This window comes from Stenotrophomonas sp. S4 (assembly GCF_054187805.2).
This window is the reverse complement of record NZ_CM196188.1, coordinates 174,514-200,421: the sequence shown is the minus strand read 5'-3', so window position 1 is coordinate 200,421 and position 25,908 is coordinate 174,514. Positions and strand designations below refer to the sequence as shown.

Genomic DNA, 25,908 nt, shown 5'->3' with positions numbered 1-25,908 from the left:
GCCGCAGGCGGGTTACCTGTTGACCGACATGTTCTTGACTCACGGATGAGTCCGGTTGGCGATTCGCGGCATCGGCCGCTCCATCAACCCCGAGGAAAACGTCATGGCACAGCATGACTACAGCAAAAAGGAAGTCCTGGACATCGTCGAGCAGGTCGCCCGGCAGAAGGGCATTCCGGTCGATGACTTCATGCGCTTCGCGCACATCGAGACCGGCGGCACCTTCAACGAGCGCGCCCACAACACCTCGACCGGGGCCAAGGGCCTGTTCCAGTTCGTGCCCGGCTCGGCCCGCCAGTACCACCTGACCGGCCATGAGTTCGACCCGACCCGCAACACCGAAGCCGCCGCGCAGATGTACCAGGACAACCTGGGCTCGATGGCGCGCCGCAATGAGCGCACCGGGCACCCGTACCTGTCCGGCGGCGACACGCCGACCGGCCTGGACCTGTACCTGGCCCACCAGCAGGGCAGCGCCGGCTACGGCTCGGTGCAGACCGCGATCGCCACCGGCACCTTCGGCGTGGTCCGCAACGGCCATGGCGAAGAGATCAACATGCGCCGCAACGTGCTCAACCAGATCGGCTCCGATGCCAAGGCCCTGACCGGCCACACCCTGGCCGAGATGCGTGGCATGAACGACGGCGACCTGGCGCGGACCTTCTCCAGCTACTACATCCACAAGTACGCGGCGATCAGCATCCCGGAAAAGCACATCGAACCGCAGGCGGTGGCACCGGGCCAGACCCAGACCCAGGCTCCGGCCACCCCAGCGCAGACCGCTGCAGTGGGCGCTGCTGCAGCCACGCTGGCGGCGACCGCAACGGCTGCCGCCACGCCGAAGCCGGGCATCGAACTGCACGCCGCCTACGACGCCGGCGTGAAGTACGACGATGTGAAGTACGCCATCAACATCCCGGGCCACGCACTGTACGTGCCGGGCAAGACCGGCAAGAACGTGGACCAGGGCTACATCGATTGCTCCGGCTGGGTCGGCACCCTGCAGAACCGGACCATGGACGAGATCAACCAGAAGGCCGGGCACGCTGTCTTCAGCAAGGCCGACCGCATCGACCTGGGCAACCTCGGTTCCGGCGGCATCGTGCACAAGGCCGTCGAACAGTCCGGCGTACTGCTCGAGCGCGACGCCATCCTCAAGCCCGGTGCGCTGAAGGAAGGCATGGTCATCGGCCTGGATACGGCCAGGACCCGCCACGAGCACTGGAATGGCATCGACCACATCGTGATGGTGGTGCGCGACCCGAACACCGACAAACTGCTGATCAGCCAGTCCACCGGCAGCAAGGGCGTGCACACCATGCCGGTGGAGGACTACCTCAAGCAGGTGAAGGACCACCCGAACTGGAAGCTGTTCGCGTCGGACCCGTTGTCCAAGGCGCGCGACCTGCTGGAGAACCGCACCCAATCGCACGAGCAGACCCAGGGTAAGCCTGCCGCCGAGCACAAGGCCGCCGCCACCCCGCACGCCGAGCTGTACAAGCCGGGCGCGCACAGCGAGGGCGTACGCAAGGTGCAGGAGCAGCTGGGCCACCTCGGCTATGCCGGGGCCGACGGCAAGCCGCTGGTCGAGGACGGCCGCTTCGGCCGCAATACCGAAGCGGCGGTGCGCCAGCTGCAGAAGGACAACGGGCTGGTCGCCGACGGCATCGTCGGTGCGAAGACGCTGGATGCGATCAAGGAGGCCCGCGAGCGCCCGCTGCTGAACGACGAGCGACACCCGCGCAATCCGATGTACCTGCAGGCCACCGAAGGCCTGGAGCGGATGCCGGCGGGCACCTTCAAGGACCGCCACGCGCTGGAAAGCGCCGCAGCGGCGTTGACCAGGGAGGCGCATGCCGCCGGCCTGCAGCGCATCGACGCGGTGGTGCCCAGCCCGAACGGTGAGCGCCTGTTCGCCGTGCAGGGCACGATCGGTGACCCGGCGGCCAGCCGCGTTGCGGTGGAAACCCGCACCGCCAGCGAACAGAGCATGGCGCTCAGCAGCGGCGCGGTGCACGGCGCGCCGAACGTGCTGCACCAGCAGCAGGACGCGCAGCAGGAACAGACCCGCCAGGCACAGAAGGCCATGGGCATCTGAGCCCGCAGCGCCTTGCAGACCGGGAGGGGCCGCGCCATGCGCGGCCCTTTCCCTTTCTGCCAGCTGAGCGGCCAAGGCCGCTTTCAGCCTTGCTTCATGCCGCCTGCCGCTAGATGAATGCGCAAGCCGCCCGGTAGGCCAGGCAATGTTCCGGCAATGTTGGAACGCCAGCGTGGACACCACGGCAGCCGGGGCGCCCCGCGCCCTCCCTGCCCAGCGTGGCATGCACCTCACAGGAGAACGAACATGCTCAGTACTTCCGCACTCAGCTTCCGTGGTCTGGCGATGGCCCTGGCACTGGTGGCCGGTGTCGCCGTGGTCAGCGATGCCAGCGCGATGTCGAGGAAGGACAAGCGCACCCTGGTCGGCGCCGTGGTCGGTGGCGTGGCCGGCAACCTGCTCTCCAACGGCGACCCTGCGGCCACCGTCGGCGGTGCCGTGGCCGGCGGCGCGATCGGCAACCTGACCACGTCCGACCGCCGCGACCGTCGCTATTACGACAACCGCTACTACGACAATCGCTACGATCGCCGTTACGACCGTGGCTACTACCGCAGCGGCTATTACGACCGTGGCGATGACCGCCGCTGGCAGCGTGAGCGCTACTACGACAACCGCTACTACAACGACCGCGGCCGCCATCGCGGCTGGTAAGCAGCGCCGACACACCGATGACGCGGAGACGGGCGGGTCGATGACCCGCCCGTTTGCGTTGGCCACGCGCATGGCGTTGAATGCGCAGCCTTGGATGTGACTTTCCCGATCGGACTGCGGCATGACGTCTTCCTCCCACCGCGTGCAGGGCCTCAACAACGATGAGGTCGCCGCCGACTGGCCGCCGATCAGCGCGGCGGACATTGCGTGGCTGAGTGCGCGTTTCCCGCAGCTGGGCGGGCACAGCCAACCGCGCTGGCACAGCCCGCGGCCGCTGTCGGCCGCCGCCATTGTCGACGGCACGCGCGGCGAGGTGTTCATCAAGCGCCACCACCACAGTGTGCGCAGCGCGGCCTGCCTGGAAGAAGAACACCATTTCATCGCCCATCTCGCCGCCGCCGGCGTACCGGTGGTGCAGGTGCTGCCGGCCACCGATGGCCGCACCGCGATCGAACACGGCGAATGGACGTTTGAACTGCACGATGTCGGCGTGGGCGAAGACCTGTACCGCGACGCGGTGTCGTGGTCGTTGCTGACCGATGTCGCAGAGGCCCGCGAGGCGGGCCGCATGCTGGCCCAGCTGCACCGTGCCGCCGCCAGCTACCACGCGCCCCAGCGCAGCACCCATCTGCTGGTCGCGCGCGATGATCTGATCCGTGCCGACGATCCGATCGCAGCGATCAAGGCGGAGCTGCACGCGCGCCCCGGGCTGGCCCGCTATCTCGCGCGCATTCCATGGGAAGCGCAGCTGCAGCGCGACGTGCTGCCGTGGCACGCCGGGCTCGCCGAGCGCCTGCGCGACGAGCCACGGCTGTGGGCGCACAACGATTGGCATGTTTCCAACCTGCTGTGGCGCGACGGGCAGGTCAGCACCGTGCTGGATTTCGGCCTGGCTTCACCCACCAGCGCCTTGTTCGACCTCGCCACCGCGATCGAGCGCAACGCAGTGGCGTGGCTGGAACTGGAGCGCGGGATGGAGGCGGTGCGCATCGACATTGCACTGGCGTTGCTCGACGGCTACCGTGAGGTGCTGCCCTTGTCGGCAGCACGCGTGCATCTGCTGGCCGACCTGCTGCCGATGGTGCATTTCGACTTCGCACTGTCCGAAGTGGAGTACTTCGAAGGCATCACCGGCTCGACCGCGAATGCCGACGTGGCCTGGCAGCCCTTCATGCTGGGGCACCCGGCATGGTTCCGCACCGGGCCAGGGCAGGCGCTACTGCAGGCCCTGCACGCGGCGGCGTGACCCGGTTGGTACACCGTCGGGGTCAGATCCCCTTCCTTCGGAAAGGGATCTGACGCCGCACCGCCCCGCCGCCTGAAGGGCACCGGCTCGCAAATCCGTACCATTTGTAGTGAAATGGTCACCTGAAGCGGGGGTGCCTGGATCTGCCAGGCTGAGAGAGTCCCTTGGAACCTGATCCGGTTTGCACCGGCGTAGGGAGCTTTGAGCCGCAGCCACACCCCCGTCATGGGCCGGTGCACCTGCGCGCCGTCGCTTCGTCTCCCTTGTTGTCCGAAGACGAACCGAATGAACCGCTGCCTGCGCCCCACCCTGCTCTCCCTCGCCCTCTGCGCCGCGCTGCCGCTGCATGCCAGCGAGGCTGACGCTGCTCCCGATGCGGCTGCCACCGGCGCCGATCGTTCGCCGACCGAACTGGCGGCGGTGCGCGTGGAGGCTGGCAAACCGAAGGCCGATACCTCTCGCGTGAACGCCTTCGGTGGTGGAAGCTGGAAGGACACGCCGGCCTCGGTGAACGTGCTCGAGCGCGATTACCTCGACCGCCGCCAGGTGCGTTCGCTGTCCGAGCTGGCCAGCAACGATGCCTCGCTGGGGGATGCCTATGCACCGGTGGGCTACTACCAGAACATCGCCATCCGCGGCTTCGCGCTGGACGCCGCCACCGGCTACCGCTTCAACGGGCTGTCCATCGCCGGCGAGCAACGCCTGGCGCTGGAGAACGTGCAGTCGGTGGAGATCCTCAAGGGTGAAGCCGGCCTGGCGGCAGGCGTGATGGCGCCGGGCGGGATCATCAACTACATCGGCAAGCGCCCGGCGGAAGTGCGCACCGCCACGCTCGGCACCGATTCGGAAGGCTCGCGCTACGTCGCCGTCGATGTCGGCCACTGGATCACCCCGCGCTTCGGCCTGCGCCTGAATGCCGCATGGGATTCCAGCAATTCCTACGTCGAGCACGCCGATGGCCGCCGCAACTTCTACTCGCTGGCCGCCGACTGGCTGATCGGCGAGCGCGGCAAGCTGGAAGTGGATGCCAACTACCAGACCAGCTCGCAGCGCTCGGTGTCCGGCTACCAGCTGCTGGGCGCGCGTGACCTGCCGCGCGGCGTCGACCGCGAGCACCTGCTCGGCTACCAGCCGTGGCAGCGCCCGGTGGATATCGCCAGCACCAACATCACCGCGCTGCACACCTACGACTTCAACGATGCCTGGCAATCGCGCGTCTCGGTCGGCCACAGCCGCTCGGTGATCGATGACAACGTCGCCTTCGCCTACGGTTGCTACTACGCCGCGCAGTGCGCCGACGGCAGCGTGCCGGGCAACTACTTCGCACCCAACGGCGACTACGACGTCTACGACTACCGCAGCCCGGACGACACGCGCCGCAACCAGCAGGCCCGTGCCGAGCTGCGCGGCCGCTTCGAGACCGGCAACGTCGGCCACCAGCTGACCCTCGGTGCCGACTACTTCCGCCGCACCGTGGACAAGCGTCCGAGCGTCAACGAGTACGTCGGCACCAGCAACATCCACGACGCACAGGTGCCGGTGTTCCAGCCGTCGCCGAAGATGCCGGGCCCCTCCGCACGGCGCCTGGACAGCGGCCAGACCGCGTTCTTCGCACTGGACCGCATGAGCTTCGGTGATGACTGGCAGTGGCTGGCCGGTGGCCGCTTCGTGCGCCTGGACGAACGCGCCTACGACAAGCGGGGCATCCCACAGCGGCACAGCCGCCTGTCGCGCTTCCTGCCGCAGACCGCCGTGGTGTGGAAGGCCACCGACCAGCTCAACGCCTACGCCAGCTATGTGCGCGGCATTTCGCTGGGCCAGGAAGCGCCGTTCTGGACCAGCAACGCCGACACCTTCCTGCCGTCGGTGCAATCGCGGCAGCTGGAAGTGGGCGTGAAGTACGTGCCGGTGGAGGCGCTGACGCTGGGTGCGGCCGTGTTCCGCATCTCGCAGCCGTACCAGTACGCCAAGCCGGACAGCAGCGACGTCGGCTACACCTTCGTCGAGGAAGGCACGCAGACCCACACCGGCCTGGAGCTGACCGCCAACGGGCAGCTGACCGACGCGCTGCAGATCGTGGCCAGCGCCAGCGTGCTGCAGGCGCGCGCGCGCGACACCGGCACCCCGGCCTATGAAGGCCATCAGCTGGTGAACGTGCCGAAGGTGCGCGCCAGCGTGCATGTGGCCTACGCGCTGCCGTTCGTGCAGGGCCTGGACGTGACCGGCGGCTGGCGCTATGCCAGTGCCAATGTGGCACGCGCCGACGGTGGCGTGCGCGCACCGGACTACTCGGTGTTCGATGCCGGCCTGCGCTTCCAGCATCGCCTGCACGAACGCGCGGTGACCTGGAACCTGTCGGTGGACAACCTGTTCAACCGCTTCTACTGGCGCGACACCGGCAGCAGCGGCGGTGATTACTACCTGTTCCCCGGCGCACCGCGACAGGCCCGCCTGTCGGTGACGTTCGCGCTGTGAGCGGCGTGATGCTCGAGTGGACCGCCGCGCTGTGCAGCATCCTCGGCGTCTGGCTGATGGCCCGGCGCCGGTTGTCTGCATGGCCAGTGGGCCTGCTGTCGGTGACGCTGTACGGGCTGGTGTTCGCCGAGGCCAAGCTGTACTCGGACACGCTGTTGCAGGTGATCTTCGGCGGCTTCCTGGTCTATGGCTGGATCAACTGGCGGCAGCATGCCGCCGATGAGGGCAGCATCCGCATCGTGCCATTGGCGCGCGGCAAGCTGCTGCGCGATCTGGCCATCGGCGTGTGCGGTGGCGTGGCGCTGGGCGCGGCCATGCACAGCTTCACCGACGCTGCCCTGCCGTGGTTGGATGCGATGCTGACCGGTCTGAGCCTGGTCGGGCAATGGTGGCAGGCACGTCGCCACGTGGCCTGCTGGTGGGTGTGGATCGCAGTGGACGTGGTGTACGTGGGTGCGTACCTGTTCAAGTCGCTGCACGTGACCGCCGCGCTGTACGTATTCTTCCTCGGCCTGGCCGTGTTCGGCCTGCGCGCATGGAGCGCAGCCGCGCGCGAGCCGCGGGGTGCACCCGTGCGTTGATGCGGATGGCCGGGCTGTGCGCTGGCCATCCACAGTAGAGCCACGCCATGCGTGGCTGGGGGCTACGGTAGTCGCCAACCTTGGTTGGCGCGCGCCTGACGACCAGGCGTATCCACGCATCGAGTGGATCTACTTCGGCTCCAGTACCAGGCCCAGCCGCATCGGCTGGCGCATGTCGGCCGGCGGCGCCGCCTGCAACGGCGCGGCCTGCAGCGTCGCGCGCAGGTCGGCGTCGACCCGGGCGTCACCCAGGCTGTCGAATTCCAGTTTCGAGATACGGCCATCCGCCGCGATCCACACGCTCACCGGCAGCGGCGTGGGCGTGTCCGGGTGTGCCTGCAGCCATTCCAGTACACGCTGCGCCTGCGGGTCCTGCTCCTGCTGCAGGCGCTGCTGCAGCTGCCCCCCCACGGCGGCGGCGTAGGCCATCCAGTGCGCAGGAGCTTCCTGCGCGGAAACGCTGGCACTCCCCAGTGCCAACGCACCGAACAACGCGGCCAGTGGCCGCCACCAGCGGCGCATGCCGGTCCTGTTCCCTGCCATGACCATCGCCTGCCTCCTGCACTCCCATCCAGCGCGCCATGGTCGGCGCCATAGATGACAGGCAGATGGCGGCGGGGAGGGTCCAGGCCGGGCGCGATCACTCGGCCAGGTCGGCCAGCACCTTGCGCGAGGGCGCGAAGAAGGTCACGCCGGTGGTGGCGGTGGAGAAATCGAGGATGCGGTCATGCAGCGGCGCGGGATTGCCGATGAACATGCGCTCGAGCATCGTCTCGATCACCCACAGGCGGCGCGTGTAGCCGATGAAGTAGGTGCCGTACTCGCCACGGCCCGGGTTGGCGAACGGCATGTTGTCGCGCAGGATCTCGTGCTCGCCGTCGGCATCCTCGATGGTGCACAGCGTCTTGTGCGATTTCTGCGCATCGGCCGGCGCATCATCCAGCTCGATGTTGTCGTGCTTGGTGCGGCCGATGATCGCTTCCTGCGCCTCGGTCTTCTGAGCGCGCCAGGCATCAAGATTGTGCAGGTACTTCTGCACCACCACGTAGCTGCCACCGGCATGCTCCGGGTCTTCCTCGCCCACGATGGTGGCTTCCGGCAGCGACAGCCCTTCCGGGTTGGCGGTGCCGTCGACGAAATCGAGCAGGTCGCGGCCATCGAAATAGCGGAAGCCGGCCACGTCATCGACCGTTTCCACCGCATCGCCGAACGCCATCAGCAGGTTGCGCTCGAACGCCACGATCAGGTCCATGGTGCGCGCACGGATGTGGTACAGCAGGTCACCCGGTGTGGACACGGCCGTGTGGGTCGCGCCCTTGATCTCGCGGAACGGCTGCAGCTCACGCGGCGGCGTGGTGCCCACCAGCGGCTGCCACACGCGGTGGCCGATGGCCACGTTGCAGGTGAAAGTGCGCTCGATCTCACGGATGGCGGTGTTCTTGATCAGATCATCGGTGCTGGCCAGCACCTCGCGCGCCTTGGCGATCGACGCCTCGTCATCCTTCACCTTCAGCACCAGGAACGCCGCCGAATGGGTGAGCGGCGCAGTGATCTGCTGCGGCTCGTTGTCGAGCGTGTGATTGAGGGCGGTGATCGGTGCGGGCTGGGAATTCACGGCAGTTCCTGCTGGCTTCAGACGGGTGCATCGCCGACGGCGATGTGCCGGCGATCATAGCGGAACCGCCTGACCGGGGACGGAGCGGTTCTCGTTCCGTCCACCGATAAAGGTCGGAAGACCTCAGTCCACGTCACTCCAGACCGCCAGCTCATAGCCATCCAGATCGCGGAAATGGAAGCGGCGGCCACCGGGGAAGGCGAACACCGCCTGCACCACCTCGCCACCGGCGGCAACCACGCGCTGCTGTGCACCAGCCAGGTCCGCGCAGTACAGGATCACCAGCGGACCGCCGTGCGCGCGCACCGGTGCGTCGGCCACGAAGCCACCTTTCAGGCGGCCATCGTCGAACTCGGTGTAGGCCGGGCCATAGTCGGTGAAGTTCCAGCCAAACACCTCGCCGTAGAAGCGTTTGCAGCGGGCGATGTCGGCGACGTTGAATTCGATGTTGTCGATGCAGCGTTCGGCATCGTGGGTAGCGGCATGGCTCATGGGGTGGCTCCGTGGTTGGAACCCCAGCTTCGGTCAGCGCGGCACGCCGGTCTTGAACGAAACGGCCATCATCGCCCCCATTCCACGCGGAGCTGCCGTGCGGTCATGCTGGCAAGCTCTCGCGCCTCACGGCTGAGATGGGCCTGGTCGGCATAGCCGGCATCGGCGGCCAGCATTGCCAACGAGTGCTGCGGCAGCGCGCGGCTGTGCCGCAGGAAGCGTTGCAAGCGCAGGATCCGCTCCAGCGTCTTGGCCCCGTAGCCGAACTGCGACTGGCTGAAGCGCCGCAGGCTGCGCGGGCTCAGGCTCAGGCGTGCCGCGAGCTCATCCAGCGTGGCATGCCCGCTGGCAAGCGCCTGGAACAGGACGTGCGCCCGCTGTGACCGGCTGTCGGGCGCCGCGCCCCCGAGGTGCGACTGCAGGCAGTGCGCCATCCGCTGCAGGCGCTGCGCAGGCGCGGTGTCGCCGATGGAAGCCGCGGCCTCTACCGCCCATCGACCCTTGAGATCAGCCAACGGCACCGCCTGGCCGATGATCTCGGCCAACGGCAGGCCCAGCGCGGCCAGCGCCTGCCCTGGCCGGAAGCGCGCACCCAGCACCTGCGCGCCCGGTGCCAGCATCGGATGTGCGGCTACCCGGTCAGGGCCGACGACGAACAGCGCACCGTCGCGCCAGAGGATATCCACGCAGCCATCGGGCAGCACGGTGATGTGCCCATCAGCATCGTCAGGAAGCTGGCTCTGCCACAGCTGGCCGAAGCGGCCACGCAGCGGGGCAGGTGCCAGATGCTCCTGGTAGGCCGTGCCGGTACCTGCGAGAGAGGAAGGGTCGCGCATGCCGCATTGTCGCGCCACGCGGCCCATAAAAGTGAAGCCCGGCGCGAGGCCGGGCTTCGGTTGGCGTGTGGGAGAGAGAGAGAGTCACACGCCAGCACAACACGCACTAACGACAGGCGTTTGTTACCAGGTGAAGCGCGGGCCCACGAACCACTCGCGGTCGCCGGCCTTGGCCAGCTTCACTTCGCCACTCAGGCCCCAGTTCTGGTTGAACTTGGCGGTGGCGCCGACGCGGCCGTAGAACTCGCCGTCCGGGTTGATGCCGTGCTTCTTGGTGTAGTCCTCGTAGCCGGCCATCACGTAGCCTTCCACGTACGGGTTGAACGCGGTGCGCACGCCGACTTCGGTCGAGTAGCCGTTGAAGTCGAGGCCGTGCTTCATGTCGAACTTCTGGTACGCGACGCGGGCCACCAGGTCGGTGTTCGGTGCGATGCCGTAGTTGTAGCCGGCACCGATGCGCCACTGGTCGACGTCATTCTTGAACTTGTCGGTCTCCTGCGCGCTGTAGTCGCCGAAGATGTGGAAGTTCGGGTGCACCGCCACGGAACCCTTCACCTTCCAGCCATCGGCGTCGCCGCCCTTGGCATCGGTGTTCACGTAGCCGCCTTCAACGTAGTTGTACGACAGGCCGTCGGTTGCCGATGCAGCGAACGGCAGAGCAGCCAGAAGACCCAGGGCGAGCAGCGAATTCTTGTTCATCGGGACACACCTTTAATTATTTTGGTTTCGTCGGCCGCCTCCCGGGAGGGGGAGAGAGAGGAGGCGGTCGACAGGTGTGAATTATCCGTTAGGGGGTCTAATCAACCCTGAATATTGAACTGACTGGTGTATAAATAAGGCTGGCGTTCAGGGAACTCCACATGCCGCACGCGTTCGCCGCGTCACTGCTGTTTCCGCCCCATGCGCGCCGCGCAGTGCGGGTGCTGCTGGTCGTCCTGCCGATGATGCAGCTGCCAGCCAGCGCCGCCGAGCGCGCCCAACCTTCTGCGCGCATCGTGGTTCAGACAGACGATGTCACGCGATTCTTCAGCGTGCTGGATGCCAGTGGAGGAAAACCGAGTGCCGAAGATCTGCAGCGCGGCTATCTGGACACCGGCACGGATGCATTGCGCAGCTTCACCGATAGCCGCATCGGTTCAATGGAGCGTTTGGCCAGGACCATCCAGGAGAAGCCGGCATTGTTCGCCAGGGCGCGGACCTGTGCAGCGGCATTGCCGGCGATCCGCGCGCGGGTTGCCGACGCACTCGATCGGTTGGGCACGCTGCTCCCCTCCGCACGTTTTCCTCCGGTCACCGTACTGGTCGGGCGGGGCAACAGCGGCGGCGTCACCACCAAGGATGGTGTGGTGATCGGACTGGAAGCACTGTGCAACGCCGACTGGATGCAGCCCGATGTCGGCGATCGTTTCGTGCACCTGATCGCCCATGAGTACGTGCACGTGCAACAGCCCGGTGCGAGCGTCGATGTCATGCAGCCCACCCTGCTCTATCAGACGTTGCTTGAAGGCGGCGCCGAGTACGTGGGCGAACTGATCTCGGGGCAACCGGCCAACGCGCATCTGCATCGTTGGACGCAAGGCCGCGAATGTGCGCTGGAGCGCGCGTTCGTACAGGACAGTGCAGGCACCGATCTTTCGGAGTGGCTGTACAACGGCCCCGGCGATGAAGCACGACGCGGAGATCTCGGATACTGGGTCGGCTACCGCATCGCCCGCGACTATGTTTCCCGCGCGCCAGACAGGACCAGGGCCATCGCCACGCTGCTGGATGTGCGCCCCGACACCGCCGCGAGCGTGTTCGAGGCGAGTGGATGGAAGCCTGCCTGCACCGCTGTAAATGGCGTCGAAAAGCAGTTGCCGTGACAGCGGCTTCATACTGATGAATTGGCGATCTTGAACAGGCGCAAGGCGCTCCGCCGACGCAGATCAGCTCGCCTGATCCCGCTTGTTAATGCAGGGTCAGAAGCGGGCTTCACAGTGCATCCACGTATTCAAATTCCAGCTGAAAGCGCTTGGTAGCAGCGGGAACAAACGCCGCTATATTCCAGCTTCCCCAGACGAAGGAGGGAGTGCAATGAACCTGAACCCGCAACACATGAAGACGGCCCGCGCACTTGCTGTAGCGCTCATCGCTACCGTGAGCCTTGGCGCCTGCGCCTCTTACAAGAACGAGTTTGCAACCATCAACTCGCGTCTCGATCAGCTCGACGTCAAGGTGCAGGGTGCTGCGCAGAGCGCGGAGTCCGCCAACCAGTCGGCACAGCAGGCCAACCAGCGTCTGGACCAGATCGAAGGTCGCGTGCAGCAGCTTGAAAGGGCACCTGCCGGCCGCAAGCCGCGCGGGTAATCGCTCCCTCACCGTTTGAATTGATCCACTTCTGTATCGGGTGTATCGGGACCCAGTGGCCTTCGCCGGCCACTGGCATCCTTCCACCCACGATTGCATTGCAAGGAGCCGTCCCATTCGTACTTCCTCCTCCCCTGCACGCCGCGCCCTCCATGCCGCACTGGCCATGGCACTGGCCGTTGCGTGCAGCGGCGTAGCCAACGCCAGGGACAAGGACGCACCTGCACCACCGGTGGCCGCCGTTGATGAACTTCCGCCCGACCAGAGCGTGTCCGAGACGGTGATCGAGCTGGCTGGCTGGGTCGTCGCCAGCAAGGACAACCAGGGCTATCCGTTCGCGATCATGGACAAGGCGGCCGCCCAGGTTCTGGTCTTCAGCGGCGACGGCAAGCTGCGCGGTGCAGCACCGGCGCTGTTCGGTTCGGCCATCGGCGATCACTCCGCACCCGGCGTCGCCAAGCTCGCACTCAGCGCGATTCCCGGCCACGACCGCACCACGCCAGCGGGCCGCTTCATCGGTGGTTACGGCCCTTCCGACGATGCCGGGCGCGTGCTGTGGGTGGACTACGATTCCGCCGTGTCGATGCATCCGCTGCCTCCGGGCAGCCCGAAGGAAAAGCGCGCCGAGCGACTGGCGACGCCGACGCCGGACGACAACCGCGTCACCCACGGTTGCATCAACGTCTCGCCTGCGTTCTACGAGCAGATCGTGCAATCCACGTTCGAGAAGGGCGGCGTGTTCTACATCCTGCCGGACAAGGATTCGATCGCGAAGACGTTCCCGGAGTTCGCGCAGAGCCGTGGGGATGCAAAGGACGAAGACGAGAAAGGTGCACGGCGCGCGAGCAAATAGATCGCGCTAGTGTGTTGCCTCGGCTCCCCGCCCAGGCTCACGGTAAAACATGTCGCACTACTATGTCCACAATGGCTACTGCGGCTGGGCCTACGGCACGCCAAGCGATCCTCAGCTGATCTCGCCCGAGGATGCTGCCAGGCTGATGCAGACCGCGGGACTCAGCTCCATGCAGGTTTCATCCATCCTGCCACCGGCCGAGTACGCCGAAACTGGAAGCCGCCTCTTTGAAGTGACGGGCGGCAATCGATTCCTGTTCCTGGGAGACCACTCCGACTGCTCGGATGTCGATTCGGGGAAGGTCTCCTCGCCTCTCGTCATCGACTGGACGGCGGTCTGACACTGTCGTTGTTTGACGCCGTTCTCGGCCCTGCTCTGTCGTCATCGGCTTGGTGCGGCACCTGTACGCCACGTCATCAACTTCGACCCATGTCGCATATTCCCCATGCCGCTACGGCCGTTGCGCCGCCTACATCTGCGGCAGCTTAACAGCGTGCCAAAATGCCGAAAGCGTCTTTGTTTCAGCGTGGAATGCAACTGTTCTGATTGGCACTGCGCAGCGACCCGCGTACAGATGGCGGGCCACCGGAAAATGGGTGGCCGGGCCTCGAAAACCCGTTAGATCACGAACGTTGTTTGCGCTTGCCAGCCGGCGTCATCCCGCGTGGCGCCGGCTGGCATTCCGTCTGCCGGCTATGGCGGGCGGAGCGTGGAGGCCTTGCGCCTGCCGGTCTTGTTCGTGATCTCCCGGTTTTCGAGCCACGTCTCCGCCCGCCACCTTTGCGTGGCGGCTACCGTCTGTCCTGCACGGAGCACTGCCATGACCACTCCGGACTTCCCTCGCCTGCATCCGCATCACTCACCCGCCAAACCCGGTGAGCCGTCAGAACGCGCGCCTGCGGCCGATCCGAATGCCTTCATCGCCACGCTTCATCGCATCGGCAAAGGCGCGGCCGCCGACGGCCAGCCCTGGCCGGAGCGTCACCAGATGCCGGGACGCTGCATGGCGCTGGCCGATGCGGACTGCGCACTGGCAAGCCAGCGCGTGACGCTGCAACTGCTGCTGGCGGCCGAACGCGTGCGCCAGAACGGCACGGAGGCCGAGTACGTGGGCGACCGGGTGATGGAAGGGCTGATCATGGCGTGCCTGGCCATGAACGCACAGGCCAACGCACGCATGCGGCCGGACGGGTGACGCCGGCACCACATCACTCGCAGAGCGCGCTGTCTTCCTTCAAGGCGGCATCCTGCAGTGGCTGGCGCTGTTCGATCTGCTTACGTTGTTCCGCCGTCGGTTCGCCCAGCCACCACACACGACAGCGCGCGGTAAGTCGGCCGACCATCTTCGACTGATCGGGCGAATACAGCATCGCCAACGCGGTGCCGGGGCAGTCGTGGGCCTGGCAGGCGGTGTAGAACCACCACGGCTCGCCCTGCAGCACCACCAGTTCGCCAGGCCCGCTGGGCCCGCTCAACAGGCGTTCGCGCAGCGACGGAATCTCTTTGTCGGCGGATTCGGCCGCCGCCGTGTTCTTCATCAGGGCGTTGAACGCGGCCAGCACCTTCGGGTCCTTGCGGCCGCAGTCATCCACGGTGTTGCCGCCCACAAGGGTGAAGAAATGGGTCGCCAGCGGATTGTCCGCGCAGGTCAGTTCGCCGCCGGCGCTCGGGTCTTCCGGTTCGCCTTCGTTGTCCCACACCGCGGGGTCCACGCCGTCTTCGACGGACGGTTCCTTCTCGACCACCGTGGCCGTAGCGACCGGTGCTTCGGTGGTCGGTGCCGGTGCCGGTGCCTGCCCGCAGGCCGCCAGCAGTGCGACCGCCAGTGCCATCCCTGTGATTCGAATCTTCATTCCGTGTCCTTGTCTGATCTGCGGTGCATGCAACCATGCGGGCGCGATTCTAACCAGCAGCGCGCTAGGATGCGTTCGCACCTTCTCGTCATCGCCTGGAGGCGGACGCATGCGCCGTGCACGACTCGCCATGATCTTCTGCAGTGCCCTGCTGCTGGCATCGCCGGCCATCGCCCACGATGCAGAAGGCGCGAAGCCCGCACAGCCGCTTCCCGATGCAGCCTTGCCCGCGCCGCTGGATCGCGTGCTGCGCGACTACGAGCAGGCGTGGCGTGCGGGTGACGCCAAGGCGCTGGCCGGGTTGTTCGCCGAGGACGCTTTCATCCTGCAGAGCAACCAGCCCCCCGTGCGCGGGCGCGATGCGATTGAACGCGCGTATGCCGGACAGGGTGGCAGCCCGTTGCGGCTGCGTGCCCTGGCGTACTCGGCGGAGGGGAACGTCGGCTACATCATCGGTGCCTACACCTACGGCAACAACGTAGGGGACACCGGCAAGTTCACGCTGACGCTGAAGCGCGTGGGCGACAGGCCGTGGTTGATCTTCTCGGACATGGACAACAGCAACGCGCCACCGCGGGCGCGGTGATTGCTGCCGCCGGGCGCGAACCAAGGTTGGCAGCTACCAGAAGCGGGTTCGGCAGTAGATCCACGCCATGCGTGGATGGGGCGCGCACAGAAAAAACCCCGGCACGTGGCCGGGGCTTTTCGATTCACTTGAACAGCGTGTCCGGATACTCCGGCTTCTGTTCCCGCGCCAGCAATGCGCGCAGGCCTTCTTCCGGCGTCTGCTCGCCGTGCAGCACGGCACGCACGCGGTCGGAGATCGGCAGGTCGATGCCATGGCGGCGCGCCTGTCGCATCACCTCGTCGGCGGTCTGCACCGACTCGACCACCTGGCCGATTTCGCGCACGGCATCCTGCAGCGTCTGGCCGCGGCCCAGGGCCAGGCCCAGGCGGCGGTTGCGCGACAGGTCGCCGGTGCAGGTCAGCACCAGGTCGCCGAGTCCGGCCAGGCCCATCAGCGTTTCCGGCTTGGCGCCGATCGCCGCGGCCAGGCGCAGCATCTCGTTGAGGCCACGGGTGATCAGGCCGGCACGGGCGTTGAGGCCCAGCTGCATGCCATCGGCCACGCCGGTGGCCACGGCCAGCACGTTCTTCATTGCGCCGCCCAGCTCGGCACCGACCATGTCGTCGCCGGTGTAGGCGCGGAACGCCGGGCCATGCATCGCCTCGGCCACCGTCTGCGCGAACTCGGGCACGTCGCCGTGCACGGTGATCGCGGTCGGCAGGCCCTGGGTCACTTCCTTGGCGAACGACGGCCCGGTGACGACGGCCAGCGGCACGTCCTCACCCAGCACTTCGCGCGCCACTTCATGCAGGAAGCGGCCCGAACCGGGTTCGAAGCCCTTGGTGGCCCAGGCCACGCCGGCACCGGCCGGACGCAGCGGCGCCAGCGCACGCACGGTCTCGCCGAACGCATGCGACGGGGTCACCACCAGGATCCAGGCCGCGCCCTCCACGGCCGACGCCAGGTCGGTGGTGGCACGCAGGCTGTCCGGCAGCGGGATGCCCGGCAGGTAGCGCGGGTTCTCGTGGCGCTGGTCGATGGCCTCGACCACGGCAGCGTCGCGCCCCCACAGCACGGTCGGGTGACCGTGCCGTGCGAGCAGGCTGGCCAGCGCGGTTCCCCAGGAACCGGCGCCCAGCACGGCGATCTTGTCAGCGGTAGTGCTCATCCGTGACGTCGCGGCAGGAATCAGGCGTTGCCAGCCGGCTCGGAGTCAGCCAGCGACGGTGCGTCGCCCTGCTCCTGGCGCTGGCGCAGGGTTTCTGCGTACAGGCCTTCGAAGTTGATCGGCTGCAGGAAGAACGGCGGGAAGCCGCCGGCCTGGATCAGGTCGCTGATCAGCTGGCGCACGTACGGGAACAGGATGTTCGGGCACTGGGTGCCGAGCAGCACGTCGATCGACTGCGGGTCCAGGCCGACCAGGCCGAACACGCCGGCCTGCTTCACTTCGGCCACGTAGGCGGTGCGCTCACCGGCCTGGCAGGTCAGGGTCACGGCGAGCACGACTTCGAAGGCGTTCTCACCCAGGCGCTGCACCTGCTGGTTCAGGTTCAGCTGCAGCTCCGGCTGCACCTGGTCGTTGAAGATGGTCGGGGCGTTCGGCGACTCGAAGGAGACGTCCTTGACGTAGATCTTCTCGACGGTGAAAGCGGGGCCGGTGGCGGCATCGACCGGCGCAGCGGCGCCGTTGGTGATCTCTTCGGACATTTCCAGTAACTCCAGGTGAATGCAATGAAAACGATGGTCGAACTACTGCGATGGGGGCGGGATCAGGCCCATACAAGGCCGGATCCGCCACCTGCGACAATCAGTTGCGGCCCTTGACCAGCGGCAGTTCGGCCTGCTGCCAGGCGGGAATGCCGCCGTCGAGCACGTAGACCTTCTCGAAGCCGGCCTTCTTCAGCGCCTTGGCGGCGGTTTCCGAGGCGTTGCCGCTGCGGCAGACCAGCACCACCGGCGACTGCCTGGCATTGGCCACCAGCTTGTTTTCCGGGCCGAAGGCACTGGCCTGGGCGTTGCGGCTGCCGGCGATGTGGCCCTTCTCGAAGTCACCGCTGGCCGACAGGTCGACCACCACCGTGCCGCCCGCGTTCATCAGCTGGGTCAGTTCGGCGGGCTTGATGCCCTTGAAGCCCCGGAACAGGCGGCGGATCTCGGTGACGATGATGGCCACGGTCAGGCCGACCAGGGCCGCGGACAGCATCGGGTTTCGGCCTGCAAAGGCCAGCAACTCTTCGTAATTCACTCAGGTCACGGGTCGATTAAGCGGGCGCCGATTGTCGCACAAGCCGGACGCGGCCCGTCACTGCCCCTTCCACAGGTCCGGCAGGCCGGCGGTCTGCCACCAGCGCTTGGCTTCCGGGTCCCAGCGCCAGCGCTCGACCACGACCACGGTGCGCTCGGCCTGGGTGTTCTGGTTGATCACCCCGATTTCGACCCGGCGCTCGACCAGTCCCCCGTCCAGCGAGGCGCTGCTGCGCTCGCGGTAGGACGACACGCGCAGCTGCGCGTAACGGTTGAGCTCGAACTCGGTGGGCGGCTTTTCCTTGCGCAGCTTGGGGTCGAGGTAGCCGATGGCATCGTCCATGCTGCCCCAGCGGATGGTCGCCCCGTAGGCGATCTGGGTCTCTTCCAGCAGCTTGCGCTGCTTGCGGCTGAGGTCGTCGGCCGAGGCCACGGCGCTGGCCAGCAGCAGGGAACAGATCAGGAACTGGATCAGGCGGCGCATCAGTGGTTTCCCCGGAACGTCAGCCTGCCATCCTACCCTTTGGCGAAGGCAACGAAGCGACCGCTGAATTCGGCTGCGGGCTTGCCATCGGCACCGGGCTGGGTGGCGATGATGCTGATGCGGGCCTTGCGGCGCTGGCGGAAGGTGTTCAGGAAGGCATCCCAGCCGGTAGCTTCGGCTGCTTCGGCGTGGGCGTGCAGGTCTTCATAGACCGGCGCCAGGTAGCGCAGGTTGCTGTCGGCCACATAGACCTCGGCATCATGGCCGGCCAGGCGCAGGCGCAGGCTGACCAGCGCCCAGCCGGACAGGGTCAGCACCGAGGCCAGGCTGCCGCCGAAGGCGTTGCCCTTGTCGTTGACGTTGGCAGCCAGCGGCGCGGTGATGCGCAGCACGCCGTCGGCATAACCATCGAGCTGGATCTGCATGGCGCGCACCGCCGGCATGCAGTCCAGCACGTCCTGCAGGGCGGCCAACGAGGAAGTCAGGGCATCAACGGACATCGGAGCAGCGACCACGACAACGAAGGGCCCGCATAATGCAGGCAATGGTCGACCATACGATACCCACTGGCGCCACCCGTTCCGGCGCGCGCTGGACCCTGATCTCGCTGCGCCCGCAGGGCCAGAACGCGGCGCTGCGCCGCGCCGTTGCTGGGCTGGGCGGGGATGTACTGGCCCTTTCGCCCTGGCGCCTGCAGCGCCTGCACGGCACGCCTGTGGTGCGCCAGCTGCAACGCGCGCTGAACTGCGATCGGGTGGTGTTCACCAGCCCGGCCGCCGTTGCCGCCGCCGCGTCCCTGCTGCCGCTGGCCGAAGCGCAGCGCAGCCCGTGGCTGACCGTGGGCGAAGGCACTGCGCGCGCATTGCAGGCACACGGCATCACCGAGGTGCACGCGCCGCAGCGGATGGACAGCGAAGGCCTGCTGGCGCTGCCGGTGCTGGCCGACGTACAGGGCCTGCGCATCGGCCTGGTGACCGCGCCCGGCGGGCGTGGCCTGATTGCCGCGCAGTTGCAGGCGGCGGGCGCCACGATCGAACGTGCCGACGTCTACCAGCGTCGCCTGTTGCGCCTGCCGCCCCGTGCGCTGGCTCGATTGGCGCATTCAGCACAGCCGTGGGTGCTGGCCGTGAGCAGTGGCGAGGCGCTGCAGCATTTCTGGCAGCAGCTTCCGCCGGCATTGCAGCAGCGCGTGCAGGTGCACGCGACCGCCGTGGTGGCCAGTGATCGCCTCAGCGAACAGGCCCGGGCACTGGGCCTGCAGCACGTCGTGCGCGCGGCCGGCCCCACCAGCGCACAGCTGGTGGCGGCCGCACACGCCACGCTCACCGTCCCGGCAGCGACCTGAACAGGGACGTGGGTCACGCTTGCCGCTGTCGTCGGCAACAGTGATGCTGTGCACAACGCGGCCTGCCGGCCCCCGACCGGCGACGTTGCCGACAAGGAAGCCCGATGAACGACACTCCGCCCGTTTCCCCGCCCCGTCGACCCGTGCGCTGGCTGCTGCCGTTGGCCGGTGTGGTCGTGCTTGGCGTGGGCGGCTATGCCGGCTGGTACGTCTGGCAACAGCAGCAGAACGAACAGGCAGCGCAGGCACAGACCACCGCCGTGCAGCTGCAGGGCCTGGAGGCCACGCTGGATGCACTTCGCCGTGACCAGCGCGCGAGCAGCCAGCGCCTGCAGGACGCGGCCGCCACCAACCGCGTGCTGCGCGACGAGATGCTGGGCCTTTCCCAGCGCAGCGCATTGCTGGAAGAGAACCTGGCCAAGCTGGCCGACAGCGCCAACCAGGGCCGCCAGGCGGTACAGCGTGATGAGGCCGAACTGTTGCTGACCCAGGCCGCGCAGCGCCTGAACTACGCCGACGATGTGGAAGGCGCACGCCGGTTGTACGCCCAGGCCGCGACGGCACTGGCCGAACTGCCCGACACTGATGGCCTGAACCTGCGCCAGGCGCTGGTTCAGGAGCGCGAGGCACTGGATGCGCTCGGCAGCGGCCCGCGCGTGCAGTCGCTGCAGCGCCTGGATGCTGTGGGCCGGGCGCTGCAGGGCCTGCCCTCGCAGATCACCGGCACGACCGGCAGCAGCACCGCCAAACCCTGGTGGCAGGCAACACTGGCACCGTTCGTGGACATCACCCCGAGCCGCCAGAACGGCCCGCTGACCGCCGCCGAACAGCGCAATGCCGACGACGCGCTGCAGCTGGAACTGACATTGGCACGTGCCGCCATCGAGCGCGGCGACCGCGCGGGCCGCAATACCGCATTGGACCGCGTGGAGCACTGGGCACAGCGGCGCTGGCCGGATTCACCAGCCCTGCGCGCACAACGTGCTGAACTGAAGGCCTTGCGCGAACTTCCGCTGCAGGCCAGCGACGCTGTTCTTGGCAGCACCCTGCAACAACTGCGCACCCAGACCGACCGGAGGTAAGCCCGCATGAAACCCCTGCAATCCCTGGTCGTGCTGTTGCTGGCCGTGGCCATCGGCGTGGTGGCCGCGCAATGGCTCGGCGCCGATGACCTGAACCGCTTCGGCGAAGTGACCCTTCGCTACGGCGGCTACGACTACCACAGCAACCTGCCGAAGGTGGCGCTGCTGACAGTGATCGCGGTGCTGGTGCTGTGGCTGCTGTGGAGCCTGATTGCCGCACCGTTCCGTGCCTGGGGCCGCTACCGCCGCAAGCAGGGCCGGGTGCGCCTGATCGACGGCCTGCAGGCCTATGAGCACGGCCAGTGGCAGCGTGCCGAGAAGCTGCTGGACGGTGCCGCCAAGGACCCGGAAGTGAGCGCGGTGGCGCTGGCCAACGCTGTGCGCAGCGCGCAGGCACGTGCCGATGGCCCGGCTGGTGAGGCGCTGCTGCAGCGCCTGGGCGAGAGCGATGCCACCCTGCAGGCGCTGCTGCGCGCCGAGCAGCTGCTGGCACGCGATTTGCCGGTGGATGCGATCAATGCCCTGGACGTAGCGGCGATCCAGCCGCTTCCGCCGCGTGGCCTGTGGCTGCGTACCGAAGCGCTGGCACAGGCCGGCCGCGCCCACGAGGCGTATGGCCAGCTGGGTGCGCTGCGCCAGAGCAAGGTGCTGCCGGCCGACGCGAACAGCGAGCTGGAAGCGCGCCTGGCCGCACAGGCGCTGCTGGAAGCGGCCGACGTCAATGCGCTGGCCGCGCAATGGGAAGCCACGCCGAAGGCACTGCGACCGACCCCGGACGTGGTGGGTGCCTATGCCAGCCGTGCGGTGGCACTGAACTGGGATGAGCCTGCATTGCTGGCGCTGGAACAGGCGCTGGACCATCGCTGGGACGACGAACTGGTGACGCTGTATGGTCGCCTTCCGGCCGAGCGCCTGGCCACGCGCCAGAGCAATCTGGCGCGCTGGCGCAACGTGCATGACGACTCGGCCGCGCTGCGCCTGGCACAGGGCCGCGTGGCCCTGGCCCAGCAGCAGTGGGATGCCGCCGACGCGTTCCTGCACGAAGCCATCGCCGCAGGCGCGGGTGCACCGGCGTGGGAAGCGCTGGGCGAACTGTTCGCGCAGCGTGGCGAGCACGCGCTGGCCGCGCAGTGCCTGGCCAATGCGCTGCGCCTGCAGCGCGGCGAGGACAGCGTGGAACTGGTGCGCGGCAGCGAAGCGCCGCTGCGTGCCACTGTGGAAGAGCAGCCGGTTACGGTGCAGCCGCCGGTGTATGACGCCAACGAAGAGCGCGACGAATTCGGTAATCCGCGGTTGCCGTAAGCATGGCTGAGGTGTGCCGACCAACGGTCGGCACCCACCGGAGCAAGAAAAAACGCCGCCCATCGGGCGGCGTTTTCATCTGTGGAACCCGGTAGTCGCCAACCTTGGTTGGCGCGCGGTCGCAGCGATCAGCGTTCGACGATCGCCACCACGCCCATGCCGCCGGCGGTGCAGATCGACACCAGCGCACGGCCACCGCCGCGCTCGGCCAGCTGCTTGGCGGCAGTGGCGATCACGCGTGCGCCCGTGGCCGCGAACGGGTGGCCGGTAGCCAGCGACGAGCCCAGCAGGTTGATCTTGTCCGGATCGATGCGGCCCATCGGCGCGTCCAGGCCCAGGCGGTTGCGGCAGTAATCCTCGCTCTCCCACGCGCGCAGGGTGCACAGCACCTGCGCGGCGAAGGCTTCGTGGATCTCGTAGATGTCGAAGTCCTGCAGGGTCAGGCCGTTGCGCTTGAGCATCTCCGGCACGGCCACGGTCGGTGCCATCAGCAGGCCTTCGCCATGCACGAAGTCCACCGCAGAGACATGCGCATCGCGCAGATAGGCCTGAGGCTCATGGCCGTGCGCACGCGCCCACTCTTCGCTGGCCAGCAGCACGGCGGCGGCGCCGTCGGTCAGCGGGGTGGAGTTGGCGGCGGTCAGCGTGCCGCGGCCGGAGACCTTGTCGAACGCCGGCTTCAGCGTCGCCAGCTTTTCCAGCGAGGTATCCGGGCGCAGGATGTTGTCACGCTCTACGCCACGGAACGGTGCGATCAGGTCGTTGAAGAAGCCGCGCTCATAGGCTGCGGCCAGCTTCTTGTGCGACGACACCGCCCACTCGTCCTGCGAGTCGCGCGAGATGTTCCACTCCTTGGCCATGTCCTCGCAGTGGTCGCCCATGCTCTTGCCGGTGCGCGGCTCGGCCACGCCCGGGAACTCGGGCTTGAGCTCGGAGAACTTGAAGCCGGCGGTAAGCGCACGGATCTTGTCGCCGGTGCTCTTGGCACGGTTGGCAGCCAGCAGGCGCGCGCGCAGCTTCTTGCCATAGACGATCGGCACGTCGGAGGTGGTGTCCGAACCGCCTCCGATGCCCGACTCAATCTGGCCCAGCGCGATCTTGTTGGCGACGGTGATGATGCTGTCCAGCGAGGTGCCACAGGCGCGCTGCAGGGTGATGCCCGGGGTCAACGGCGACAGGCCGGAAGACAGCGTGGCTTCGCGGCCCAGGTTCCAGTCGCTGGAGTGCTTGATCACCGCACCCATCGCCACTTCGCCCAGTTGCTGGCCATGCAGGCCGAAACGTTCGACCAGCGCGCCCAGCGTACGGACCGACATGCCGAGGTTGCCGACATCCGAATACGCGGTGTTCTGGCGGCAGAACGGAATGCGGACGCCACCGAGGATGGCGACGGGACGAGCGTTGGGCATGGAGATACCTGGCATGGATGAGGGTGTCTGCAACATGGCCTGCACGACGGAGCAGGCATAATGGAGCCAAGTGTAGCTGCCGCCCTGTGATGGGCCAACCGTGGAACCATGAGCAAACCCGACCCCGCGATGAATGCCCTTGGCGTGCTGGCCCTGGAACTGGCCGGCGGCGAAATCCCCCGCCAGGCGGTGCTCAGCGCTGAACAGGCCGGTGAACTGGCCGAACGCGTCGGCCGTGACCTTTCCAAGCTGGTGCCGCAGGTGGCCGAGCTGGACCTGGTGTTCGCCGCCGCCCATTTCGACCCGGCCGAAGTACTGCGCCCGGGCTGGCCGATCCATCGCCGCCTGGAAGAACTGCAGATGCGTGCCCCGGGCCGCAACCAGGGCCCGCGCCTGCTGGCCTTTGGTACCGATGCCGAGGGTGACGTGCCGCTGCCGTTCCAGGCCGATGCCAGCCTGGTGGGCGGTGGACTGCGCGTGGTGCCGTTCCTGCTGACCGGCAGCGATGTGGCCACCACCAATGCAGTGGCCAATGCGCTGGAAGAGACACTGCTGGCCAACGGCATGGCGCATGCCGACACCGCGTTGATGGCGCAGAACAGCTTCGGTGCCCGCATCGAGCACGCGCGCTATTTCACCGTGAACGACCTGGCCGCGATGATGTCGATGCAGTACGACAACCAGGGCCTGGCGGCGCTGTGGCCGCTGATCGAGACCGCGATCATGGCCCCGGGCGAGGACGAGTGGCTCAACGCCGCGCCCGAGCCGCTGCTGCGCTATACCCACGGCGAAGCACGCATGGCGCTGTTCGATCCGGCCGGCTGGTGCGCCCACTACAACCACGGCAACAACGACTGCGACCGCCTGAAGGGCATCTACGAGCAGTTCCTGATGCGCCAGCGGCAGATGGCTGCGGTACTGGAAGCACACGGCGTGCCGGTGCTGTTCGTGCATTGCGAGGCCGGGCAGGACGCGCGCGAGCTGCTGGCGCGCTGATCCGGGGGGGCCTGTTGGTAGTGCCGGCCGCTGGCCGGCAACCCTCATATCTGCGAATGCCGGCCAGCGGCCGGCACTACCGATCAAGAAAAACGCCGGCTTGCGCCGGCGTTTTCCATTTCCAGCAGGACCGCGCTTACGGCGCCTTCTGGATCACCGCGCAGGCCAGGCGCGCGCCGGCGTTGCCGGTCGGCTGGGTCTTGTAGTCGTCCGCATCGGCGTGGACGATCAGGCCGCGGCCGATGATGTCGAAGTCATCACCCTTGCCGATGTTGACGTTGCTCGACACCGGGCCGTCGATGGTGGCCACGCCCTTGTCGTCGGCCTTGATGTTGGGCATGTCGCCGCCGTGGTGCGGATCGGTGGCGACGTTGCCGTGATCCTGGTGGCCCGGGTTGAAGTGACCGCCGGCGCTCATGCCGTCCGGCGCGCTGCAGTCGCCCTTTTCGTGGATGTGGAAGCCGTGCTCGCTGCCCGGCTTCAGGCCGGTGATCTGGCCGGTCACGTGGACCTTGCCGTCGACCACCTTGAAGGTAACGCTGCCCTTGGCCTCGTTGCCCTGGGTCGGTGCCAGCTCGGCGGTGGCCGAGGCATCGGCCGCCGGGGCGGCAGCGGGTGCCGGGGCTGCGGCCGGTTCGGTGGTGGCGCCCTCGGCCGGGGCGGCCGGCGGGGTTTCAGTCTGCGGAGCGGCCGGCTGCTGGCCGCAGGCCGCCAGGCCCAGCGCGGCGATGGCCGCAAACAGTGAAGTGTGGATCAGACGCATTGGAATCTCTCCCTGGATGAAGCCTGCGGTGATCAGCGGACGACCCGGATCACGCCACAGGCGATGCGGACGCCGGCATTGCCGGCGGGCTGGCTGCGATAGTCGTCGGCGTTGGCATGCACGACCAGTGCACGTCCGGCGATATCGGTGGCGGCGCCTCCGCCAAGGGTAACGCCCTTGAGGTGGATATCGACGTTGGCGCGGCCCTGGGCGTCGGCACGCAGGTTGTCCATGTCGCCCAGGTGGTGCTTGCCGGTGCCGGCGCGACCATGCGCGGCGCCACCGGGGTTGAAGTGGTTGCCGGCGCTGCTGGCATCCACCGCGCTGCAGTCGCCACGCTCGTGGATGTGGAAACCGGCCTGCTGCATCGGCTGCAGGCCACCGATCAGCCCGGTGATGTGGATGCCACCAGGCTCCACCATCAGCGCGATGCGGCCACTGACGATGCTGGCCGAGGCCGTCGACAGGTTGGCCTCCGCCTGCTTGGCGGCACTGACCACGGTCGGCGGCGGCGGGGTGGGCTCGGCCTTCTTCGGTGCGCTGCCACAGGCAGACAGCAGCACGGCGGCGGACAACGGCAGGATGGCAAAGGACAGACGCATCGAAGACTCCTTGCAGGTGACACTACGGACGGCATCGTCCATGAACGATCAACGGTTCGGCAAG

29 protein-coding genes and 1 riboswitch are annotated in these 25,908 nt (G+C 67.5%); of the genes, 15 read left to right on the top strand and 14 right to left on the bottom strand.

Features of this window, described 5'->3' with window-relative positions:
• Window positions 1-103 precede the first annotated feature (103 nt).
• From ACUZUJ_RS00825 to pnuC, 5 genes are all read left to right on the top strand, one after another.
• Window positions 104-2,098 carry a peptidoglycan-binding protein gene (locus ACUZUJ_RS00825; protein WP_101766365.1) on the top strand — a complete coding sequence of 665 codons (1,995 nt, stop codon included), beginning with the start codon at window positions 104-106 and terminating at the stop codon, window positions 2,096-2,098.
• Between the two features lie 246 nt (window positions 2,099-2,344).
• Window positions 2,345-2,752 carry a glycine zipper 2TM domain-containing protein gene (locus ACUZUJ_RS00820; protein WP_101764691.1) on the top strand — a complete coding sequence of 136 codons (408 nt, stop codon included), beginning with the start codon at window positions 2,345-2,347 and terminating at the stop codon, window positions 2,750-2,752.
• Between the two features lie 121 nt (window positions 2,753-2,873).
• Complete coding sequence (locus ACUZUJ_RS00815) at window positions 2,874-3,998, top strand: phosphotransferase enzyme family protein (RefSeq protein ID WP_101764690.1); 1,125 nt, start codon at window positions 2,874-2,876, stop codon at window positions 3,996-3,998.
• 119 nt (window positions 3,999-4,117) lie between these two features.
• Window positions 4,118-4,213: riboswitch (TPP riboswitch) on the top strand.
• 70 nt (window positions 4,214-4,283) lie between these two features.
• Window positions 4,284-6,473: a TonB-dependent receptor gene (locus ACUZUJ_RS00810; protein WP_458220617.1), complete on the top strand. Its 2,190-nt coding sequence runs from the start codon at window positions 4,284-4,286 to the stop codon at window positions 6,471-6,473.
• 8 nt (window positions 6,474-6,481) lie between these two features.
• Window positions 6,482-7,054: a nicotinamide riboside transporter PnuC gene (gene pnuC / locus ACUZUJ_RS00805; RefSeq protein ID WP_101766364.1), complete on the top strand. Its 573-nt coding sequence runs from the start codon at window positions 6,482-6,484 to the stop codon at window positions 7,052-7,054.
• A 129-nt stretch (window positions 7,055-7,183) separates the two neighbouring features.
• Here pnuC and ACUZUJ_RS00800 read toward each other — a convergent pair whose 3' ends face one another.
• The 5 genes from ACUZUJ_RS00800 to ACUZUJ_RS00780 all read right to left on the bottom strand — a co-directional run bounded on the left by ACUZUJ_RS00800 (window position 7,184) and on the right by ACUZUJ_RS00780 (window position 10,696).
• Complete coding sequence (locus ACUZUJ_RS00800) at window positions 7,184-7,603, bottom strand: hypothetical protein (protein ID WP_119007349.1); 420 nt, start codon at window positions 7,601-7,603, stop codon at window positions 7,184-7,186.
• 91 nt (window positions 7,604-7,694) lie between these two features.
• Window positions 7,695-8,669, bottom strand: coding sequence for a Dyp-type peroxidase (locus ACUZUJ_RS00795; RefSeq protein ID WP_101764687.1), 975 nt, complete (start codon window positions 8,667-8,669; stop codon window positions 7,695-7,697).
• A gap of 123 nt (window positions 8,670-8,792) precedes the next feature.
• Window positions 8,793-9,161 (bottom strand): VOC family protein, encoded by a 369-nt coding sequence (locus tag ACUZUJ_RS00790; RefSeq protein ID WP_458220616.1) that lies wholly within the window; start codon window positions 9,159-9,161, stop codon window positions 8,793-8,795.
• A gap of 68 nt (window positions 9,162-9,229) precedes the next feature.
• Window positions 9,230-9,997: a helix-turn-helix transcriptional regulator gene (locus ACUZUJ_RS00785; RefSeq protein WP_101764685.1), complete on the bottom strand. Its 768-nt coding sequence runs from the start codon at window positions 9,995-9,997 to the stop codon at window positions 9,230-9,232.
• A 123-nt stretch (window positions 9,998-10,120) separates the two neighbouring features.
• Complete coding sequence (locus ACUZUJ_RS00780; protein WP_005411880.1) at window positions 10,121-10,696, bottom strand: OmpO family porin; 576 nt, start codon at window positions 10,694-10,696, stop codon at window positions 10,121-10,123.
• 161 nt (window positions 10,697-10,857) lie between these two features.
• Between ACUZUJ_RS00780 and ACUZUJ_RS00775 the strand changes: the two genes are divergently transcribed.
• The 5 genes from ACUZUJ_RS00775 (at window position 10,858) to ACUZUJ_RS00755 (ending at window position 14,391) form a co-directional block, all read left to right on the top strand.
• Entirely contained in the window at window positions 10,858-11,859 is a 1,002-nt protein-coding gene (locus tag ACUZUJ_RS00775; protein WP_458220615.1) for a DUF2268 domain-containing putative Zn-dependent protease, read from the top strand.
• 211 nt (window positions 11,860-12,070) lie between these two features.
• Window positions 12,071-12,343, top strand: coding sequence for a hypothetical protein (locus ACUZUJ_RS00770; RefSeq protein ID WP_010487149.1), 273 nt, complete (start codon window positions 12,071-12,073; stop codon window positions 12,341-12,343).
• Between the two features lie 166 nt (window positions 12,344-12,509).
• Window positions 12,510-13,196: a L,D-transpeptidase family protein gene (locus ACUZUJ_RS00765; protein WP_119007352.1), complete on the top strand. Its 687-nt coding sequence runs from the start codon at window positions 12,510-12,512 to the stop codon at window positions 13,194-13,196.
• 49 nt (window positions 13,197-13,245) lie between these two features.
• Window positions 13,246-13,536: a hypothetical protein gene (locus tag ACUZUJ_RS00760; RefSeq protein WP_101764683.1), complete on the top strand. Its 291-nt coding sequence runs from the start codon at window positions 13,246-13,248 to the stop codon at window positions 13,534-13,536.
• Between the two features lie 480 nt (window positions 13,537-14,016).
• A complete protein-coding gene (locus ACUZUJ_RS00755; protein WP_458220614.1) occupies window positions 14,017-14,391 on the top strand; it encodes a hypothetical protein in 375 nt (124 codons plus the stop codon).
• 13 nt (window positions 14,392-14,404) lie between these two features.
• Here the strand turns inward: ACUZUJ_RS00755 and ACUZUJ_RS00750 are convergent, their stop codons facing one another.
• Window positions 14,405-15,049 carry an Ivy family c-type lysozyme inhibitor gene (locus ACUZUJ_RS00750; RefSeq protein WP_458220613.1) on the bottom strand — a complete coding sequence of 215 codons (645 nt, stop codon included), beginning with the start codon at window positions 15,047-15,049 and terminating at the stop codon, window positions 14,405-14,407.
• Between the two features lie 130 nt (window positions 15,050-15,179).
• Between ACUZUJ_RS00750 and ACUZUJ_RS00745 the strand changes: the two genes are divergently transcribed.
• Window positions 15,180-15,635 (top strand): YybH family protein, encoded by a 456-nt coding sequence (locus ACUZUJ_RS00745; RefSeq protein ID WP_458220622.1) that lies wholly within the window; start codon window positions 15,180-15,182, stop codon window positions 15,633-15,635.
• Window positions 15,636-15,759: 124 nt separating this feature from the next.
• Here ACUZUJ_RS00745 and ACUZUJ_RS00740 read toward each other — a convergent pair whose 3' ends face one another.
• The 5 genes from ACUZUJ_RS00740 to ACUZUJ_RS00720 form a co-directional block, all read right to left on the bottom strand.
• Window positions 15,760-16,785, bottom strand: a complete 1,026-nt coding sequence (locus ACUZUJ_RS00740; RefSeq protein ID WP_005407597.1) for an NAD(P)H-dependent glycerol-3-phosphate dehydrogenase — start codon at window positions 16,783-16,785, stop codon at window positions 15,760-15,762.
• 20 nt (window positions 16,786-16,805) lie between these two features.
• Complete coding sequence (secB, locus tag ACUZUJ_RS00735) at window positions 16,806-17,324, bottom strand: protein-export chaperone SecB (RefSeq protein WP_005407596.1); 519 nt, start codon at window positions 17,322-17,324, stop codon at window positions 16,806-16,808.
• A gap of 100 nt (window positions 17,325-17,424) precedes the next feature.
• Window positions 17,425-17,862, bottom strand: a complete 438-nt coding sequence (locus ACUZUJ_RS00730) for a rhodanese-like domain-containing protein (protein WP_014035527.1) — start codon at window positions 17,860-17,862, stop codon at window positions 17,425-17,427.
• Between the two features lie 57 nt (window positions 17,863-17,919).
• Window positions 17,920-18,345 carry a hypothetical protein gene (locus ACUZUJ_RS00725; protein ID WP_014035526.1) on the bottom strand — a complete coding sequence of 142 codons (426 nt, stop codon included), beginning with the start codon at window positions 18,343-18,345 and terminating at the stop codon, window positions 17,920-17,922.
• A gap of 32 nt (window positions 18,346-18,377) precedes the next feature.
• Complete coding sequence (locus tag ACUZUJ_RS00720) at window positions 18,378-18,845, bottom strand: YiiD C-terminal domain-containing protein (RefSeq protein ID WP_005407593.1); 468 nt, start codon at window positions 18,843-18,845, stop codon at window positions 18,378-18,380.
• Between the two features lie 35 nt (window positions 18,846-18,880).
• On the opposite strand from ACUZUJ_RS00720, the gene ACUZUJ_RS00715 reads away from it, so the two are divergent.
• The 3 genes from ACUZUJ_RS00715 (at window position 18,881) to ACUZUJ_RS00705 (ending at window position 22,074) form a co-directional block, all read left to right on the top strand.
• A complete protein-coding gene (locus ACUZUJ_RS00715) occupies window positions 18,881-19,690 on the top strand; it encodes a uroporphyrinogen-III synthase (protein ID WP_458220612.1) in 810 nt (269 codons plus the stop codon).
• 104 nt (window positions 19,691-19,794) lie between these two features.
• Entirely contained in the window at window positions 19,795-20,772 is a 978-nt protein-coding gene (locus ACUZUJ_RS00710; protein WP_458220611.1) for a uroporphyrinogen-III C-methyltransferase, read from the top strand.
• A gap of 6 nt (window positions 20,773-20,778) precedes the next feature.
• Window positions 20,779-22,074: a heme biosynthesis HemY N-terminal domain-containing protein gene (locus ACUZUJ_RS00705; protein WP_458220610.1), complete on the top strand. Its 1,296-nt coding sequence runs from the start codon at window positions 20,779-20,781 to the stop codon at window positions 22,072-22,074.
• A 128-nt stretch (window positions 22,075-22,202) separates the two neighbouring features.
• Here the strand turns inward: ACUZUJ_RS00705 and ACUZUJ_RS00700 are convergent, their stop codons facing one another.
• Window positions 22,203-23,498 carry an acetyl-CoA C-acetyltransferase gene (locus ACUZUJ_RS00700; protein WP_029550824.1) on the bottom strand — a complete coding sequence of 432 codons (1,296 nt, stop codon included), beginning with the start codon at window positions 23,496-23,498 and terminating at the stop codon, window positions 22,203-22,205.
• A 93-nt stretch (window positions 23,499-23,591) separates the two neighbouring features.
• Between ACUZUJ_RS00700 and ACUZUJ_RS00695 the strand changes: the two genes are divergently transcribed.
• Window positions 23,592-24,479, top strand: a complete 888-nt coding sequence (locus tag ACUZUJ_RS00695) for a hypothetical protein (RefSeq protein WP_014035521.1) — start codon at window positions 23,592-23,594, stop codon at window positions 24,477-24,479.
• 136 nt (window positions 24,480-24,615) lie between these two features.
• Here the strand turns inward: ACUZUJ_RS00695 and ACUZUJ_RS00690 are convergent, their stop codons facing one another.
• Both ACUZUJ_RS00690 and ACUZUJ_RS00685 read right to left on the bottom strand, forming a co-directional pair.
• Complete coding sequence (locus ACUZUJ_RS00690) at window positions 24,616-25,242, bottom strand: superoxide dismutase family protein (protein WP_101764677.1); 627 nt, start codon at window positions 25,240-25,242, stop codon at window positions 24,616-24,618.
• 32 nt (window positions 25,243-25,274) lie between these two features.
• Window positions 25,275-25,844 (bottom strand): superoxide dismutase family protein, encoded by a 570-nt coding sequence (locus ACUZUJ_RS00685; RefSeq protein WP_458220609.1) that lies wholly within the window; start codon window positions 25,842-25,844, stop codon window positions 25,275-25,277.
• Window positions 25,845-25,908 lie beyond the last annotated feature (64 nt).